Origin of the sequence: Paucibacter sp. PLA-PC-4 (assembly GCF_026241155.1) — a bacterium.
In the GTDB taxonomy this organism is placed as follows: Bacteria; Pseudomonadota; Gammaproteobacteria; order Burkholderiales; family Burkholderiaceae_C; genus Roseateles_E.
In genome coordinates this window covers 231787-247346 of sequence record NZ_JAPFGP010000008.1, presented here as the reverse complement: position 1 = coordinate 247346, position 15560 = coordinate 231787, and the positions used below count along the sequence as shown (strand labels likewise).

The following is a 15560-nucleotide window of genomic DNA, read 5'->3' as shown; positions in this document are numbered from 1 at the left end:
CTCGATCAGCCCCGGCTCAACTCGTCAGCACGCACCTGAGCGGCGGCCAGGTCGAGCGCGCCGGTGTAGATGGCGCGGCCGCAAATCACGCCCTCGACGCCCTCGTCCTCGACCGCGCACAGCGCCTCGATGTCAGCCATATTCGACAGGCCGCCGGAGGCGATCACTGGAATCGTCAGCGCCCTCGCCAGCTTGACAGTGGCCTCGATATTGATGCCAGTCAGCATGCCGTCGCGGCCGATGTCGGTATAGATCACGCCCTCGATGCCGTAGTCCTGGAACTTCTTGGCCAGATCGATCACCTCATGACCGGTCAGCTTGCTCCAGCCGTCGGTCGCGACCTTGCCGTCTTTGGCATCGAGGCCGACGATGATGTGGCCGCCAAACGCGGTGGCCGCGTCCTGCAAAAAGCCGGGGTTCTTGACGGCGGCCGTGCCGATGATGATGTAGCTAAGGCCGTCATCGAGATAGCGCTCGATGGTGTCGAGGTCGCGGATGCCGCCACCCAGCTGCACCGGGATCTCGCTGCCGACCTCGCGCAGGATGGCCTTGATGGCCGGTTCGTTGACCGGTTTGCCGGCAAAGGCCCCGTTCAGGTCCACCAGATGCAGACGGCGCGCGCCGGCGTCCACCCATCTTCGGGCCATCGCGGCGGGATCTTCGCCAAAGGTGGTGGAGACATTCATGTCGCCTTGTTCAAGGCGAACACACTTGCCGTCTTTCAGGTCAATCGCAGGGATCAGCAGCATGGCCGAGGCAGAAGTGGTGAGAAATGGGAGAAGAAGGACGAGAACAAGTGCAGGGGAAGAAGACGTGGATGTCCTCAAGGCTTCCAAAGCAGGAAGTTGCGGTACAGGGCGAGCCCGAGCGCGGCACTTTTCTCAGGGTGGAATTGGGTAGCAAAAATATTATCCCGGGCCACCGCACAGGTAAAGCGCAGGCCGTACTCGGTTTCCCCCGCGCTGTGGTGCGCATCTAACGGCTGTGCATAAAAACTGTGCACGAAATAAAACCAGGATTCGTCGGGTACACCGGCCCATATCGGGTGGGGCCGGCTCTGGCGCACACGGTTCCAGCCCATCTGTGGCACCTTGTAGCGGCTGCCATCAGGCTGGATCTGGCCTTCGAGCCGAAAACGCCTGACCTGGCCCGGGATCAGGCCTAGACCTGGCGTGTCCTGTTCCTCGCTGTGGTCCAAGAGCATCTGCATGCCGACGCAGACGCCCATGAGCGGTTTGTTCGCGGCGGCGTCGAGCACGGCCTCCTTCAGACCCGAATCGGCCAGTTCACGCATGCAGTCACGCATCGCGCCCTGGCCCGGCAGCACGACCCGCTCGGCGGCATAGACCTCCTCGGGCTTGGCCGTGATCACCACATCCAGGCCCGAATCCTGCGCCACATGCAGCACGGCCTGCGACACCGAGCGCAGATTGCCCATGCCGTAATCGACGACCGCAACGGTACGGCTCATCTCAAAGACTTCCCTTGGTCGAAGGAATCACGCCGGCGCTGCGCGGATCCAAGGTCATCGCCATGCGCAGCGCGCGGCCGAAAGCCTTGAACATGGTCTCGGCCTGGTGGTGGGCGTTATGGCCCTTCAGATTGTCGACATGCAGACTGACCAGGGCGTGGTTGACAAAGCCCTGGAAGAACTCGAAAGTCAGCTGGGTATCGAAGGCACCGATGCTGCCGGCGGTGAACTTGCAGTCCATCTGCAGACCCGGGCGGCCGGAGAAATCGACCACCACACGCGATAGCGCCTCGTCCAGCGGCACATAGCTGTGCCCGTAGCGAGTGATGCCCTTCTTGTCGCCGATGGCTTGAGCCACGGCCAGCCCCAAAGTGATGCCCACGTCCTCGACCGTGTGGTGGCCGTCGATGTGCAGGTCGCCTTTGGCCTCTATATCCAGGTCAATCAAGCCGTGGCGGGCGATCTGGTCGAGCATGTGGTCGAAGAAACCGATGCCGGTGTTGAGCCTGGCCTCGCCACTGCCGTCCAGATTGACGCGCACCCTGATCTGGGTTTCCTTGGTGTTGCGGCTGACTTCGGCAATGCGTGGGGCGCTCATGACAGACTCTCTTTCAGTGCGGCCAGCATCGCCGCGTTTTCCTCAGGCGTGCCCACCGTGATTCGCAGGCAATTGGCCAGCAGCGGGTGCATGGCCGAAACATTTTTGATCAGCACGCCCCGGCCCTTCATCGCGTCGAAGCTGCGTGCCGCGTCGCACACCCTGGCCAGAATCATATTGCCCTGGCTCGGATAAGGGTGGATACCGGGTATTTGCGCCAGCTCGGCCAGCAGACGGTCGCGCTCGGCGCGCAGGATCTCGGCCTGAGCGGCATAGACCTCGGCATGCTCCAGCGCGAACAGCCCGGCCTCGGCATTGAGCACGCCGATATTGAACGGCGGGCGGACCTTGTCAATTTCCTTGATCAGCGCCTGCTGGCCGATCAAATAGCCGATGCGCACGCCGGCCAGGCCGAACTTGCTCATGGTGCGCATCACCAGGACATTCGCAAAGCGCGACAGCAACTCCATGCAATCGCGCGCCGCAAAGGGCTGGTAGGCCTCGTCCATCACCACCAGACCGGGGGCTGCCTCGACGATGCGCTCGATCGCGCCCGCGTCCCACAGGTTGGCGGTCGGGTTGTTCGGATAGGCCAGATAGATCAGGGCCGGCTGATGCTGAGCAATCGCGGCCAGCATGGCCGCCTCGTCGAGTTCGAAATCGGCCGTCAGCGTCACGCCGACGAAGCCAAGGCCCTGGTAGCGCGCCGAGATCTCGTACATCACGAAGCTGGGTAGCGGCGACAGGATCTTCGCGCCCGGGCGGCTGATCGCCATGGACAGCATCGTGATGATCTCGTCCGAGCCATTGCCCAGCGTGATGGCGCAGCCCGGCGGCATGCCGGCATGCGCGGCCAGCGCCGCGGCCAGCACGCCGGTGCGCGCCGCAGGGTAGCGGTTGATCGCGACCCGGCCCAGGCGTTCGCCCAGCTCGCGCTGCAGCGCCTCGGGCAGCCGGAACGGGTTCTCCATCGTGTCCAGCTTGATCAGGCCGGCGGCGCTTTGCACCGGATAGGCCTGGGTGGCGCGCACATCGTCGCGGATGAGGGCCAGGCTCTGCGTCAGTCGGTCCATGCGGTGGGCTCGCTCAGCAAGGGGTTGAGGGTTCGCACGCTGTCGAACTGCTGCTCGTGCGGCAGTTCCAGGCTCAAGAGCAGCTCACAGCCCTGGGCCTTGGCGGCCGCAACAATCAGTGCGTCGGCATAGGCCAGGCCGAAGCGGCTCTCGATCGACCAGGCGCTCTCAACCGTCGTATGGTCGATGGCCCAGGGGTTCCAGCGCTGGTAGCGCCGCACCTCGGCGCGGGCATCGCCATTGGGCATGGGCGGCTGAATGCGGGTCGTGACCATGCGGTAGAAGTCGTTCAGCACCTGGGTCGAGACCCGGCCAGCGCGCTGCTGCCACAACAACATCAACCAGGCCAAGGCCTTGGCCCGGGCAATGGGATCGGCACCGTCCTCGCTGAGGATCAGCACCGAGGTGTCCACAAAGACCGGCTTCATGCTTCAGCGCTGCGCGCCGGATAGGCCGCACCGTTCGAAACCCAGGAACGCTCCCGGTGCAGCCAATCCTGGAGCGCGCGCTGATAGGCGTCGTCATGCCGCATCTTCTCGGCCAGCATCTCGCCGAGCAGGCGGGACACGCTGGTATTGCGTCGCGCAGCCTCCAGCCGGGCCCATTCGGCGACGCTGTCCTCCATGCTGACGGTCACATTCTTCATAGCCCGAAATTTAACACGAAGTTCGTGTTGCACGAACTTCGTGTCTATTTCATCGATCAAGCTGAGACGCGAGCAGCGGCTGGGGGCGTAAGTCCCAAAAAGGGGCTAGCCACCTTGCCACTCCGAGGAAGCGAGATCCTTGATGCGCTGCTGCGTTCGCTCACGCATGCACCCGAGGTAGATCACATTTTTTATGGTGCCGCCTGCATAGAGCTGATATTTGGCCTTGCAATCAGCGTCGCGGAAATCGACCCAACGTCGCTGGGCTTTGACCAGTAGCGCTCTAGGACTATCACCAGTAATTCCAGGGTCGTTAGCTGCCGGAACGGCCTTTAGCAAGGCTTGGTACGCAACGTTCAGCAGTCTGTCTTGCTCGTCGAACTGAAGCTTCGCACAGGCATTAGTCTCCATGGTGTTGCTCTGCGTCTGGCACGGATCAGCGGCCCAAACGGTCAAAGGCAATATTGAGGCAGCAGCGAGCAAGGCTATTGCGTAGTTCATGGCGGCTAACTCAATTTTTCAAGCGCATCTCAGCAGCCCTGGCATGCCCTTGCAGGCCTTCGCCATATGCCAGTTCGGCAGCAATCGGCCCCAGCTTCTGGGCGCCGGCCTCGCTGACCTCGATCAGGCTGCTGCGCTTTTGGAAGTCATAAACCCCCAGCGGCGACGAAAAGCGCGCGGTGCCCGAAGTCGGCAGAACATGGTTGGGCCCTGCGCAGTAGTCGCCCAGCGACTCACTCGTGTAGGCGCCCAGGAAGATCGCGCCGGCATGGCGCAGCAGCGGCTCCCAGCTGTGCGGATCGGCGCTGGACACCTCCAGATGCTCCGGCGCGATGCGATTGCTGATCTCGCACGCCTCGTCCATCGAACGGGTCTCGATCAGGGCACCACGGCCCTCCAGCGAGGCTCGGATCACTGCGGCGCGGGGCATGGTCGGCAACAGGCGCTCGATAGCCTCGCGGACCTTATCGATATAGCCCGCATCGGGACACAGCAGGATGCTCTGCGCCAGTTCGTCGTGCTCGGCCTGGCTGAACAGGTCCATCGCCACCCAGTCCGGCGGGGTCGTGCCATCGGCCAGCACCAGGATCTCACTGGGGCCGGCGATCATGTCGATGCCGACCTGACCGAACACATGCTTCTTCGCGCTCGCCACATAGGCGTTGCCGGGGCCTGTGATCTTGTCGACGCGCGGCACTGTCGCCGTGCCATAGGCCAGCGCTGCGACCGCTTGGGCGCCGCCTATCGTGAAGGCGCGGTGCACGCCGGCCACATAGGCGGCGGCCAGCACCAGCGGGTTCTTCTCGCCCTTGGGCGTCGGCACCACCATGATGATCTCGGGCACGCCGGCCACATGGGCAGGAATGGCATTCATCAGTACGCTGCTCGGATAGGCCGCCTTGCCTCCCGGCACATAGATGCCCACGCGGTCCAGCGGGGTCACTTTTTGCCCCAGCAGGCTGCCGTCTTCGTCGCGGTAGCTCCAACTCAGGCCGCAGGCCTGCTTCTGGCGCTCGTGATAGCTGCGCACGCGCTCGGCAGCGGCCTGCAGCGCGCCGCGCTGGGCCGGGGTGATGGCCTCGAATGCAGCCTTCAGTTCCTCGCGCGTCAATTCCAGCACGGCCACGCTGGCGGCCTGCAGGCCGTCAAAGCGGGCCGTGTACTCCAGCACGGCCGCATCGCCGCGCTCGCGCACATCGGCCAAGATCTCGGCCACGCGAGTCTCGATGGCCGAATCTGTCTCGGCCGACCAGTGCAACACGCGCTGGAACTCGGCTTCGAACTCGGGGCTGGCGGTGTTCAGTTGGCGGAGCGTCAAGGACATCATGTGGCTCATTTCGGGATGGCGGAGGCAAAGGCGTCAATCAGGCGTCGCAAGGGTTCGCGCTTGAGCTTCAGCGCGGCCTGATTGACGACCAGACGGGCCGAGATGTCCATGATGAATTCGACCTCGCTCAGGTGGTTGGCGCGCAGGGTGTTGCCGGTGGAGACCATATCGACGATGGCATCGGCCAGGCCCGTCAGCGGTGCCAGCTCCATCGAGCCGTAGAGCTTGATCAGATCGACGTGCACGCCTTTCTCGGCGAAGTGCTGGCGTGCGATCTCGGTGTACTTGGTGGCCACGCGGATGCGCGAACCCTGCCTGACGGCCCCCGCGTAGTCAAAGCCCTGGCGCACCGCCACGCTCACGCGGCACTTCGCGATGTTCAGGTCCAAGGGCTGGTAGAGGCCCGCACCGCCATGCTCGATCAAGATGTCCTTGCCGGCCACGCCCAGATCGGCACCGCCATGCTGGACATAAGTCGGCACGTCGGACGCACGCACCATCACGATGCGGACTTCGGGATTGCTGGTCGCAAGAATCAGCTTGCGCGAGGTTTCAGGGTCTTCCAGCACCTCAATGCCGGCCGCGCGCAGCAGCGGCAGGGTGTCGTCGAAGATGCGGCCTTTGGAGAGAGCCAGGGTGATCATGGTGCGTCTGTCGTCCTTGTGAATCGGGTTCAGCGGGACGGCAGCGGGTTCACCTAGCGGCGCCTCGCCGCCACCCGCTTGCAGAAAAGCGGATGGCGCTCAGGAATGATGGTGCTCGGCCGGGGCCGCAGCATGCTCGGCCGGCGTTAGCGTTTTCATGGACAGCGCGTGGATTTGCTCGCGCATACGGTCACCCAGGGCCTGGTACACGCGCTGATGGCGGCGCACACGGGACAGGCCTTCGAACTCGGTGGAGACGATGGTGGCGAAGAAATGCCGGCCATCGCCTTCCACCTGCAGCGTTTGGCAGGGCAGGCCGTTGGCGATGAATTGCTGAACTTCTTGGGGAGTGGGATCGGCCATGGTGGACGTGATTCTACTAAGACCGGATCTTGTAGCCGCGGCGCAGCAATTCGAGCGCCAAGGCGGCAAGCAGCAGGAAGCTCACGCCAACCAAGCCCAGGCTGATCCAGGGCGAGACATCGCTGACGCCGAAAAAGCCGCGCCGGAAGCCGTCGATCATGTAGAAGAAGGGGTTCAGATGGCTGACGCCTTGCCAGAACGGAGGCAAGGACTTGATCGAATAGAACACGCCGGACAGAAAGGTCATCGGCATGATGATGAAGTTCTGGAACGCGGCGATCTGGTCGAATTTTTCGGCCCACAGTCCCGCGATCAGACCCAAAGTGCCCATGATGGCGGCGCCGAGCAGGGCGAAGCTGATGATCCACAGCGGATTGGCCAGACCCGGCGGTGCAAACCAGAAGGTCACGAGGATCACGCCCAGCCCAACGACCAAGCCGCGCACGATGGACGCGCCGACGTAGGCGACGAACCAGGCCCAGTGCGACAACGGCGTCACCAGCAGGAAGACCAAATTGCCGGTGATCTTGCTCTGTATCAAGGACGAGGAGCTGTTGGCAAAGCTGTTCTGCAGCACGCTCATCATCACCAGGCCCGGGATCAGGAAGCTGGTGTAGCCGACGGAGTCGTAAACCTTCACATGATCCTCCAGCACGTGGCCGAAGATCAGCAGGTACAGCACAGCGGTCAGCACCGGCGCGGCGACGGTCTGGAAGCTGACCTTCCAGAAGCGCAGCACTTCCTTGTAAAACAGCGTCCGAGCGCCTTGCAAACGAATGGCGCTCATTGATGGGCTCCCTGCATGATTTCCAGAAACACGTCCTCCAGATCGGCGCGGCCGATCTCCAGGTCTTCGATGGGGCAGCCCGCCGCACGCAGGCTGGCCAGAATGGTCTCGACCTCGGCCGCGTCATGGGCCTTGATCTGCACGATGCGCCCGGTGACGCGCGACTGATCGAGCAGTGCAGTCGGCAGCGACGCATCGGTCTTGAAGCGCAGCATCGTCGAGGCCTTGCCCTTGAGAAGCGCAGAAGTGCTGTCCAGCGCGACGATACGGCCTTGCTTGAGCATCGCAATACGCTGGCACAGGGCCTCGGCTTCTTCCAAATAGTGCGTGGTCAGCAACACCGTGTGGCCTTCGCGGTTCAGGCGCGCGATGAAGGCCCACAGGGTCTGGCGCAGTTCGACGTCGACGCCGGCGGTCGGCTCGTCCAGCACGATGACCGGCGGACGGTGCACCAGGGCCTGGGCTACCAGCACCCGGCGCTTCATGCCGCCGCTGAGCTGGCGCATATTCGCGTTGGCCTTGTCGGCCAGGCCGAGGTTCTCCAGCAGCTCGTCGATCCAGGCCTCGTTGCCCTTCACACCGAAATAGCCGCTCTGGATTTTCAGCGACTCCCGGACGCTGAAGAAGGGATCGAAGACCAGTTCCTGCGGCACGATGCCAAGGGCCTTGCGCGCCGCAGCATAGTCGCCAACCACGTCGTGACCATGCACCTTGACCGCGCCGCCGCTGGCCTGCGACAGCCCGGCCAGGATGCTGATCAGGCTGGTCTTGCCGGCGCCATTCGGGCCTAGCAGGCCGAAGAACTCGCCGGGCTGGATGTCAAAGGACACGCCATCAAGGGCCCTGACCTGCCCTCCCCGGTATGTTTTGCTGACGTTCTGGAAACTGATGGCGGGCTGGTCGGCCGGCTGTGGCTGGATAGGCATGGGCGGGCATTGTAGGGAGCGCCCACCAATCCCGCTCGGCAAAGGGTTTGCCCGGAGCAAGGCTTGGCAAAGCGCACAAGCCTTGATGCCAGAATCGGCGACATGGTCACCAAAAAACCGCGCCGTACCGCGGAACGCATCCTCGAAGTCACGCTGGACTTGTTCAACCGCTTCGGCGAGCCCAATGTCTCGACCACACTGATCTCGGCCGAGCTCAATATCAGCCCTGGCAATCTTTACTACCACTACCCGGCTAAGGACGAGCTGATCAACTCGCTGTTCGGCAACTACGAGCGCGAGCTCGGCGAGTTGCTGGGCGCAGCCGACAACGTGCGCAATGTCGAGGACGCGTGGTTGTTCTTCCACATGTTGATCGAGCTGATCTGGAAGCACCGCTTTCTTTATCGTGACCTGAACGACCTGCTGAGCAAGAATCGCAAACTGGAGACGCATTTCCAGAGCGTGCTGGAGAGCAAGGCACGGGCCATGCGCGCGGTGCTGGCGGGGCTGCAGTTCGGCGGCGCGCTGAAGATGCAAGCCCGCGAGGCCGCGCCGGTAGCCAACTCGATGGTGGTGCTGATGAGTTACTGGCTGAGCTACGAATATGTGCGCAACCCGCGCAACGCGCTGGAGCCGGCCCAGGCCGGAGCAGCGCTGATGCGCGGCGCATTCCATGTGCTGAGCCTGTTGCTGCCCTACCTGGAAAGCAACTCGCGCGAGCATCTGTTTGCCCTGGCGGGCAAGTATCAAGAGATGGATAGCTAGGAGCTGATGATGGCCAAGTGGACCGCCTTCCCCTATGACAACACCGCCTACCAGTACGACGTGGCCGCGCTGAAGAAGCATTGGGCGCGCCTGCATGCCGGCGATGCCGAGCCCTGGCCCAAGGAGGCGGCCGTGGTCCAGGCCTGGATCCATTTCCATGCCGGCGAGTTCCACAAGGCCTACGAAGCAGGGCTCGCTGCGGGCGCTGCCGGCACCACGGTCGCCAACAAGGCCCAGGCCATCTACGCCAACTATCTGGAGAAGAAGGAACAGACCAAGCTGGAAATGTTCCTGGAGGTGGCGGGCCGGGCCGAGACCCAGCAGGCCGACGACCCCAAGAATCCCAACGCCTGGTACTGGCAGGCCTACGCCCTGGGCCGCTATGGCCAAGGCATCAGCGTCACGAAGGCCCTAGCCCAAGGACTGGGCGGCAAGATCAAGGGCGCACTGGAGACCACCATCAAGCTCGCGCCCAAGCATGCCGATGCCCATATCGCCTTGGGCGCTTTCCATGCCGAGGTGATCGACAAGGTCGGCAAACTCCTGGGCAAGACCCAGGGCGCCGATCTCGCGACCGGCCTGGCAATGTTTGCCCAGGCCGTCAAACTCAATCCCACCAGCGCGATCGCGATGATCGAGCGGGCCAACGGCCTGGTGATGCTGGAGGGCGACAAGCGCATGAAGGAGGCCGAGACGCTATATGCCGATGCGGCGGCCTGCGAACCGCTGGATGCGATGGAGTGCCTGGACGTGGAGCTGGCGCGGGAAGAGTTGGACGAGTGAGAAACCAGGGCTTTCCCGCCCCGCAAGCAGGGTGAGGCCGAAGCGGGCTGCTGCAGCTAAGCTGAAGCCACGTCACCACCACCCAAGCGCAAAGATGAAGAACACCCTGCTCGCCCTGCTGCTGACCCCGCTGGCAGCCACCTGCTGGGCCTCCGCCTCCAGCCCCGAGATCCAGGCCCTGCGCGCCGACTGCGCCAGCAGCTATAGCGTCAAGCTCGGCACGCCGGCCGCCGACGAGCACCACTTCGTCTACGACAAGGGTCAGTACAAGGGCGAGCACCGAGCCGGCCAGAACCTGGCCTGCACCGAGTCGCAGTACGTCGCCTTTTTGGACAAGGCCGACCCGGGCCGCGTGATGATGGCCTACCCCAGCGCCGCCGGCCGACCCAAGGCCAAGTAAGCCTCAGTCGCAGTCGCCCCAAGGCAGCATCAGCGCCAGCAACAAGAGCTTGTTGAACTCGGGCGCAAAGCGCTCGACGATGGCCTCGGGATCGGGGCACAGGGTGCTGTCGGTGATCAGGCCGAATTGCACCTGGCCTGCATAGGTCAAGATGCTGACCCCCATGCCGACATCGCCGGACTGCGGAACCCAGAACATGACGCGCGTCACCGTCGAGCCGCAAAAACTCAGAGCCTGGGCCGGCCCCGGCACATTGGTGACGACGGCCGTGGTCTTCTTCGCGAAGATGTTCAGCATCGCGTGTTGCACCGGCTTGATCAGCAGCCCGGCGACCGACAGCAGGCCGAAGGCCAGCACGGGCTGGAAGCTGCCCTTGAGCTCTTGCATCCGCGCCTTCACCGCATACAGCCGCTCGACCGGATTGGCGATGCCGATCGGCAGCACAAGCGGCACCAGGCCGAAGCGGTTGCCGAGCTGGTAGGCCTTCTCCAGCGGCCGCAGATTGACCGGCACCATGGTGCGGATCTCCTTGCCCGCCGGGTCCTCGCCGCGCTCAGCCAAATAGCCGCCGATGGCCCCGGCCACGCAGGACAGCAACACATCATTGATCGAGGCATTCATCGCCTTGCCGACCGCCTTGACCGCATCCAGCGGCAGGCCGTCGGCCCAGGACACGCGCTTGGCACCGCCAGGCTTGCCCTTGAGCCGGGTCGGCGAATCATCCGGCATCAGCGCAAAGGCCGCGATATCGCTGACCGCCTGATAGCCGATACGCGCCATCTCCATCGAGCTGTCGACCGGGTGCGGCGGGTCTATCCAGGCATCGACACCCTTGGCTGCGCCCGCACCGGCCATACGGATCGCCTTGATGCTCATATCGCTGAGCGGGCGCAGCAAGGTGTCGGTCAGCCAGTCCTGGTCGTCGCGCGGCTGCTGCTGACGCTTGGGCGGCGCCTTGCCGCCATCGGTGATGGACAGCATCACCGCGATCAGCGCAATGCCGTCGGCAATGCAGTGGTGTATGCGCGCCAGCAGCACGCTCTGCCCGTCCTCGAAATCCTCAATCAGCTGGAACTGCCACAGCGGCCGGGCGGCGTCCAAGGGCGTGGCCGCGAGCTCGCCGACACGGGCCTGCAGCGCGGCCTCAGCGCTCTGGCCGCGCAGCGGCAGCAAAATCTCAGCCTGCACATGGTTGGCGATGTCGAAGTCCTCATCCTCCACCCATTGCGCCCCCAGCGCGTCCTCGACCACTTTCTGGCGAAATCGCGTGTACTGCAGCAGCCTGGCCTCGACTCGCTCGCGCAGCGCTGCCAATGTGATGCCGGGCCTGATGTACCAGACGCCGACAATCATCATCAGATTGGCGTCGGTATCCATGCGCAGCCAGGCGGTGTCCACCCGCGACATGCGTTCATGCAGCTGTGCCAAGTCCGTCTCCTTGATGTTCTAGAGTTCTGTGCCCAGACAATGCTGGTTAACATCGCCAGCGTCCATCCCGATCAACACCAAGCAGGAGACATTCAAGATGAGCCTGAAAGACCAGTTCGAAGCCGCCGTAGCCGGATCCAAGAGCCTGCCCGAGCGCCCCGACAATATGACCCTGCTGAAGCTCTACGCGCTATACAAGCAAGGTAGCAGCGGCGATGTCGAGGGCTCGCGCCCGGGCTTCACCGATATGGTCGGCCGCGCCAAATGGGACGCCTGGAACGAGCTCAAGGGCACGGCCACCGAAGAGGCCATGCAGCAGTACATCGACCTGATCGAGTCGCTGAAGTAACGCCCCGACCGCAGACCTCGATTGCCAAGCGACCGCTCAGGTCGCTTTCTTCTTTTTGGCTGCCGTCTTCGCCGCAGCGCCAGCGGCCAGCAGGCCATCGAGCTCCTTCTGGATCTCGCCCTCGATGGTGGACTTGAAGGCCCCGAGCAGCAGGCCCAACTTGGCATGCAGATCAAAATGGTCGGCCGCGACGATCAGCTCTCCCTTGACGCCCGAGCGCGTAAAGGTGACCGTGTCGCTGGTCTTGCCCTCCAGCACCGCGCACTCCATATCGAACTTGGCCTCGACCTGCTCGGCCCAAGCCCAGGCGATCTCGCGGGCGCGCTTCAGGCCCAGCTCATGGTCGCGGTGGATGCGGATTTCGGCCATCGTGGTCTCCTAGGGATTCATCAGTAGTTGTTGGCGCCGCTGCGCCTTCGGCAAGTCTGCCAGACGCCGCACCTCGGCATAGAAGGTCGGCCAGTCGCGCCCCTGGCGCTCGAACAGCGCCTCAAAGGCCGGGCTCAGCTGGTTGTAGCTCGCCAGCAGGGCCAGGCTGGCGTTGTTGGCGCGCGCATACCAAGCCTCATAGCCCGGCGGCGGCGCGGCCCGCATCTGCCGCTGCAGCTCGGCTTTGGCGGCGCGCTTGGCCGCCTCGTCCAGCGGGCCCGCATACACGCTCTCCAGCTTGAGCCGCCAGGCCATCGCTTCGGTCTGGAAACGCCGGCGCCGCTCGTCGCCCTGCAGATACTGCTCGCGGGCCGCCGCCCGTTCGGGACCAGCCAGCCACGTCAACACGCCCAGACGCTCCACCGTGGTGGCAAACGACTCGTTGAACTCGGTATCGTCGGGCGCATAAGCCACCTGATGCGCCAGCTCGTGAAAGATCATGCGCGCCAGCTCGCCCTCGGGATAGGTAATGAAGGTATTGAGCAACGGATCGCCGCCGAACAAGCGGCTCCAGCCCAGCGTCGAATAGGCCGGCACGCCATAGACCAGCACCTCAAGCCCCTCATCGTCGCGCAGCCGCTGCGCATAGGCCTCGGCCTCGGCCCGGTCGAAGAAGCCGCGGTAGCCGGCGCAGCCCATCACCGGATAGCACCAGGTCTTCAGGCGCAAGCTCAGCTCCGGCGTCGCAACCACATTCCAGACCGCCGCGCCGCGCCGCAGATCGGCGTAGCGACGGTAGCTTGCGTTATCGGGAAGGGCCAGCTCGCGGCTCGCGAAATCGCGGATGCGCTGGCTCAGCGCCAGGCGCTCGCGCAGCCGCTCGTCAAGCGACGCATCGGCCACCAACTCTGGCACGGGCCTGGCAGCCCAGACCAGGCGCAGATGCCCGTCAACCGCCTGACTCAGATACCCGATCTGCGCGCAGCCGCTCAGCAGCGCTGCGGCCATCAAGCACAGGCCGGTCGCCGCCCTCACCGCGCCGCTTCCACCTCGACCAGGCAGTCGTAAAAACTCGGCGCCCGGCCCAGATCGGTCAGGCGCTGGTGCGTCACTTCGTTGACATTGCTGCCGCGCAGTCCCAACTTGCGCCACCAGACGCCCAGGCCGTTGACGACACCGGGGCGGGCCCGCGCGCTGATACGGGCGATGCAGTGGTAACTGCCGCGCTCGTTGAACACCCGCACCTCGGCGCCATCGGCCAGGCCGCGCGCGGCGGCATCGTCGGCATGGATCTCCAGCAGCGGCTCGCCTTCGATATCGCGCAGGCTCTTGACGTTGACGAAGCTGCTATTGAGGAAGTTGCGCGCCGGCGGCGAGATCATCGCCAACGGGAAGCGCGCGGCCAGCTCGGGCGTCGACGCGGCGCTCTCGTAATTGGGCAGATAGTCGGCCCCGCCGGCCTGTGCGCGGCCGCTGGGGGTCAAGAACTGCCCCTGCGCAAAGGGTGCCTCGGCCACCGGCAGCGATTGCCAGCCCTGCTCGCGCAAGGCCTCGAAGTCGATCGCATCGGTGAAAGCCTGGCGGGCAAGGTCCTCGTCGCTGTCTAGGAAGCAAGCTTCGGTGTAGCCCATCGCCGCCGCCAGCTCGCGGAAGATCTGCGTGTTCGGCTTGGCCTCGCCCAGCGGCGCGATGGCCGGCTCATTGATCAGCACATCGGTGTGGCCGTAGCTGGTGTGCACATCCAGATGCTCCAGCTGAGTGGTAGCGGGCAAGACATAGTCGGCCAGATCAGCCGTGTCGGTCATGAAATGCTCCAGCACCACAGTGAACAGATCGGCCCGCGCAAAGCCTGCCACCACTTTGGGCGACTCAGGTGCGACCGCGACCGGGTTGCTGTTGTAGACGATCAGAGCCTGGATCTTCGGGCCGAATTCATCAGACGCTTCGCGCAGCAAATCGTCGCCTATCGTGCTCATATTGATCAACCGCGTCGGCGCGTTTGCACGCAGCTCGGGCGCTTCAAGGGCCGGATTCTTGAAGGGTGCGAACCAGCCCGAACTCGACAGCAGCATGCCGCCGGCACGGTGCCGCCAAGCCCCGGTCAGGCAGGGCAGCAAGGCGATCAGCCGCACCGCATTGCCGCCGCCGCGCACGCGCTGCATGCCGTAGTTCAGCCGGATGGCGGCCGGAGCCTCGACCATATTCCGATGTCCGTAGTCGCGCGCCAGGCCGCGCACCTCGTCCGCGCCGATGCCGCAGACCTCAGCCGTACGCTCGGGCGGCCAGGCCAGGGCCTTGCCGCGCAACTCGTCCCAGCCCTCGACATGGGCGCTCAGATAGTCATGGTCCAGCCAGTCATGGGCAATCAGCTCATGCATCAGCCCCAGTGCCAGCGCACCGTCGGTGCCGGGCAGCAAGGCGATGTGCTGGTGACATTTGTCGGCCGTCTCGGTCTTGCGCGGGTCGATGCAGATCAGCTTGGCGCCCTCGCGCTTGGCCTTCATTGCATAGGTCCAGAAATGCAGATTTGATGCGATCGAGTTGCTGCCCCAGATCAGGATCAAGCGGCTCTCCGCGAAATAGGGCAGGTGCATGCCCAGCTTGTGGCCATAGGTCGCGCTCAGCGCGGCCGCGCCGGCCGAGGCGCAGATGGTGCGGTCCAGGCAGGAGGCGCCCAACTTATTGAAGAAGCGTCCCGCCATCGCCTCGCCCTGCAGCAGGCCCATGGTGCCGGCATAGCTGTAGGGCAGCACGGACTGCGGGGGCACAGCCTTGAGCCGCGCGGCAATGTCGGTCAAGGCCTGACCCCACTCGACCGGCTCGAAGCGCGGCGCCTCATGCTTGGCGCTGACCCGCTTCAGCGGCCGCAGCACCCTCTCTGCGTGGTAAGTGCGCTCGGGATAGCGCGAGACCTTGGTGCACAGCGCACCATGGGTGCTGGGATGGTCGGTCTGACCCTGCACCTTGATGACACGTCCGGCCTCGACCGTGATGCGCAGCGCGCAAGTGTCCGGGCAGTCGTGAGGGCAGGCACCTTTCACGGTAGTCGTATCTGATGGTGACAAGGCAGCGGCAATCGAGTTCATCCGCGAACTATTGCACAGAGCCGATAGCCCCATGGGCGCTACCC

20 protein-coding genes are annotated in these 15560 nt (G+C 64.3%); 4 read left to right on the top strand and 16 right to left on the bottom strand.

Annotated features, from left to right (window positions below; genetic code table 11):
- Positions 1-5: 5 nt before the first annotated feature.
- From hisA to OOZ63_RS14695, 12 genes are all read right to left on the bottom strand, one after another.
- Positions 6-749 carry a 1-(5-phosphoribosyl)-5-[(5-phosphoribosylamino)methylideneamino]imidazole-4-carboxamide isomerase gene (hisA, locus tag OOZ63_RS14750; RefSeq protein WP_137943716.1) on the bottom strand — a complete coding sequence of 248 codons (744 nt, stop codon included), beginning with the start codon at positions 747-749 and terminating at the stop codon, positions 6-8.
- A gap of 74 nt (positions 750-823) precedes the next feature.
- Positions 824-1471, bottom strand: a complete 648-nt coding sequence (hisH, locus tag OOZ63_RS14745) for an imidazole glycerol phosphate synthase subunit HisH (protein WP_137943715.1) — start codon at positions 1469-1471, stop codon at positions 824-826.
- A gap of 1 nt (position 1472) precedes the next feature.
- Positions 1473-2069, bottom strand: a complete 597-nt coding sequence (gene hisB, locus OOZ63_RS14740; RefSeq protein WP_266006288.1) for an imidazoleglycerol-phosphate dehydratase HisB — start codon at positions 2067-2069, stop codon at positions 1473-1475.
- A complete protein-coding gene (gene hisC / locus OOZ63_RS14735) occupies positions 2066-3142 on the bottom strand; it encodes a histidinol-phosphate transaminase (RefSeq protein ID WP_266006287.1) in 1077 nt (358 codons plus the stop codon). The genes hisB and hisC overlap by 4 nt, the downstream gene beginning before the upstream one ends.
- Positions 3130-3570 (bottom strand): PIN domain-containing protein, encoded by a 441-nt coding sequence (locus OOZ63_RS14730; protein WP_266006286.1) that lies wholly within the window; start codon positions 3568-3570, stop codon positions 3130-3132. Before OOZ63_RS14730 ends, hisC begins: the two co-directional genes overlap by 13 nt.
- The gene (locus tag OOZ63_RS14725; protein ID WP_266006285.1) at positions 3567-3788 is read right to left on the bottom strand and encodes a CopG family transcriptional regulator; all 222 of its coding nucleotides are present in this window, start codon (positions 3786-3788) and stop codon (positions 3567-3569) included. Before OOZ63_RS14725 ends, OOZ63_RS14730 begins: the two co-directional genes overlap by 4 nt.
- A 105-nt stretch (positions 3789-3893) precedes the next feature.
- Positions 3894-4289, bottom strand: coding sequence for a lysozyme inhibitor LprI family protein (locus tag OOZ63_RS14720; protein WP_266006284.1), 396 nt, complete (start codon positions 4287-4289; stop codon positions 3894-3896).
- 10 nt (positions 4290-4299) lie between these two features.
- A complete protein-coding gene (hisD, locus tag OOZ63_RS14715; protein ID WP_416234736.1) occupies positions 4300-5613 on the bottom strand; it encodes a histidinol dehydrogenase in 1314 nt (437 codons plus the stop codon).
- An 8-nt stretch (positions 5614-5621) separates the two neighbouring features.
- Positions 5622-6260 (bottom strand): ATP phosphoribosyltransferase, encoded by a 639-nt coding sequence (hisG, locus tag OOZ63_RS14710; protein ID WP_262970157.1) that lies wholly within the window; start codon positions 6258-6260, stop codon positions 5622-5624.
- Between the two features lie 99 nt (positions 6261-6359).
- Positions 6360-6623, bottom strand: a complete 264-nt coding sequence (locus OOZ63_RS14705; RefSeq protein WP_266006282.1) for a BolA family protein — start codon at positions 6621-6623, stop codon at positions 6360-6362.
- A 16-nt stretch (positions 6624-6639) separates the two neighbouring features.
- The gene (locus OOZ63_RS14700) at positions 6640-7410 is read right to left on the bottom strand and encodes an ABC transporter permease (protein ID WP_266006281.1); all 771 of its coding nucleotides are present in this window, start codon (positions 7408-7410) and stop codon (positions 6640-6642) included.
- A complete protein-coding gene (locus OOZ63_RS14695) occupies positions 7407-8336 on the bottom strand; it encodes an ABC transporter ATP-binding protein (protein WP_266006280.1) in 930 nt (309 codons plus the stop codon). The genes OOZ63_RS14700 and OOZ63_RS14695 overlap by 4 nt, the downstream gene beginning before the upstream one ends.
- A 102-nt stretch (positions 8337-8438) precedes the next feature.
- Between OOZ63_RS14695 and OOZ63_RS14690 the strand changes: the two genes are divergently transcribed.
- The 3 genes from OOZ63_RS14690 (at position 8439) to OOZ63_RS14680 (ending at position 10284) form a co-directional block, all read left to right on the top strand.
- Positions 8439-9101, top strand: a complete 663-nt coding sequence (locus OOZ63_RS14690; protein WP_266006279.1) for a TetR/AcrR family transcriptional regulator — start codon at positions 8439-8441, stop codon at positions 9099-9101.
- A 9-nt stretch (positions 9102-9110) separates the two neighbouring features.
- On the top strand, positions 9111-9884 hold the full coding sequence (locus tag OOZ63_RS14685) for a hypothetical protein (RefSeq protein ID WP_266006278.1): 774 nt from the start codon (positions 9111-9113) through the stop codon (positions 9882-9884).
- A gap of 94 nt (positions 9885-9978) precedes the next feature.
- Positions 9979-10284 carry a hypothetical protein gene (locus tag OOZ63_RS14680; protein WP_266006277.1) on the top strand — a complete coding sequence of 102 codons (306 nt, stop codon included), beginning with the start codon at positions 9979-9981 and terminating at the stop codon, positions 10282-10284.
- A gap of 3 nt (positions 10285-10287) precedes the next feature.
- Here the strand turns inward: OOZ63_RS14680 and OOZ63_RS14675 are convergent, their stop codons facing one another.
- Positions 10288-11691, bottom strand: a complete 1404-nt coding sequence (locus OOZ63_RS14675; RefSeq protein WP_266006335.1) for a wax ester/triacylglycerol synthase family O-acyltransferase — start codon at positions 11689-11691, stop codon at positions 10288-10290.
- Between the two features lie 118 nt (positions 11692-11809).
- On the opposite strand from OOZ63_RS14675, the gene OOZ63_RS14670 reads away from it, so the two are divergent.
- Positions 11810-12061 (top strand): acyl-CoA-binding protein, encoded by a 252-nt coding sequence (locus OOZ63_RS14670; protein ID WP_266006276.1) that lies wholly within the window; start codon positions 11810-11812, stop codon positions 12059-12061.
- 36 nt (positions 12062-12097) lie between these two features.
- Here OOZ63_RS14670 and OOZ63_RS14665 read toward each other — a convergent pair whose 3' ends face one another.
- The 3 genes from OOZ63_RS14665 to OOZ63_RS14655 are packed head-to-tail and all read right to left on the bottom strand — an operon-like array spanning position 12098 to position 15516.
- A complete protein-coding gene (locus tag OOZ63_RS14665; protein WP_266006275.1) occupies positions 12098-12430 on the bottom strand; it encodes a polyhydroxyalkanoic acid system family protein in 333 nt (110 codons plus the stop codon).
- Positions 12431-12439: 9 nt separating this feature from the next.
- On the bottom strand, positions 12440-13465 hold the full coding sequence (locus OOZ63_RS14660; RefSeq protein ID WP_323055753.1) for an aminopeptidase: 1026 nt from the start codon (positions 13463-13465) through the stop codon (positions 12440-12442).
- A complete protein-coding gene (locus OOZ63_RS14655) occupies positions 13462-15516 on the bottom strand; it encodes a molybdopterin-containing oxidoreductase family protein (protein ID WP_266006274.1) in 2055 nt (684 codons plus the stop codon). Before OOZ63_RS14655 ends, OOZ63_RS14660 begins: the two co-directional genes overlap by 4 nt.
- Positions 15517-15560 lie beyond the last annotated feature (44 nt).

Bases quoted from the DNA above. Each gene is read 5' to 3' on its own strand.
- hisD (WP_416234736.1), bottom strand. From the start codon at position 5,613: ATGTCCTTGACGCTCCGCCAACTGAACACCGCCAGCCCCGAGTTCGAA.
- hisB (WP_266006288.1), bottom strand. From the start codon at position 2,069: ATGAGCGCCCCACGCATTGCCGAAGTCAGCCGCAACACCAAGGAAACC.
- OOZ63_RS14675 (WP_266006335.1), bottom strand. From the start codon at position 11,691: ATGTCGCGGGTGGACACCGCCTGGCTGCGCATGGATACCGACGCCAAT.
- hisG (WP_262970157.1), bottom strand. From the start codon at position 6,260: ATGATCACCCTGGCTCTCTCCAAAGGCCGCATCTTCGACGACACCCTG.
- OOZ63_RS14725 (WP_266006285.1), bottom strand. From the start codon at position 3,788: ATGAAGAATGTGACCGTCAGCATGGAGGACAGCGTCGCCGAATGGGCC.
- hisC (WP_266006287.1), bottom strand. From the start codon at position 3,142: ATGGACCGACTGACGCAGAGCCTGGCCCTCATCCGCGACGATGTGCGC.
- OOZ63_RS14730 (WP_266006286.1), bottom strand. From the start codon at position 3,570: ATGAAGCCGGTCTTTGTGGACACCTCGGTGCTGATCCTCAGCGAGGAC.
- OOZ63_RS14705 (WP_266006282.1), bottom strand. From the start codon at position 6,623: ATGGCCGATCCCACTCCCCAAGAAGTTCAGCAATTCATCGCCAACGGC.
- hisH (WP_137943715.1), bottom strand. From the start codon at position 1,471: ATGAGCCGTACCGTTGCGGTCGTCGATTACGGCATGGGCAATCTGCGC.
- hisA (WP_137943716.1), bottom strand. From the start codon at position 749: ATGCTGCTGATCCCTGCGATTGACCTGAAAGACGGCAAGTGTGTTCGC.
- OOZ63_RS14700 (WP_266006281.1), bottom strand. From the start codon at position 7,410: ATGAGCGCCATTCGTTTGCAAGGCGCTCGGACGCTGTTTTACAAGGAA.
- OOZ63_RS14685 (WP_266006278.1), top strand. From the start codon at position 9,111: ATGGCCAAGTGGACCGCCTTCCCCTATGACAACACCGCCTACCAGTAC.
- OOZ63_RS14690 (WP_266006279.1), top strand. From the start codon at position 8,439: ATGGTCACCAAAAAACCGCGCCGTACCGCGGAACGCATCCTCGAAGTC.
- OOZ63_RS14670 (WP_266006276.1), top strand. From the start codon at position 11,810: ATGAGCCTGAAAGACCAGTTCGAAGCCGCCGTAGCCGGATCCAAGAGC.
- OOZ63_RS14655 (WP_266006274.1), bottom strand. From the start codon at position 15,516: ATGAACTCGATTGCCGCTGCCTTGTCACCATCAGATACGACTACCGTG.
- OOZ63_RS14695 (WP_266006280.1), bottom strand. From the start codon at position 8,336: ATGCCTATCCAGCCACAGCCGGCCGACCAGCCCGCCATCAGTTTCCAG.
- OOZ63_RS14680 (WP_266006277.1), top strand. From the start codon at position 9,979: ATGAAGAACACCCTGCTCGCCCTGCTGCTGACCCCGCTGGCAGCCACC.
- OOZ63_RS14720 (WP_266006284.1), bottom strand. From the start codon at position 4,289: ATGAACTACGCAATAGCCTTGCTCGCTGCTGCCTCAATATTGCCTTTG.
- OOZ63_RS14665 (WP_266006275.1), bottom strand. From the start codon at position 12,430: ATGGCCGAAATCCGCATCCACCGCGACCATGAGCTGGGCCTGAAGCGC.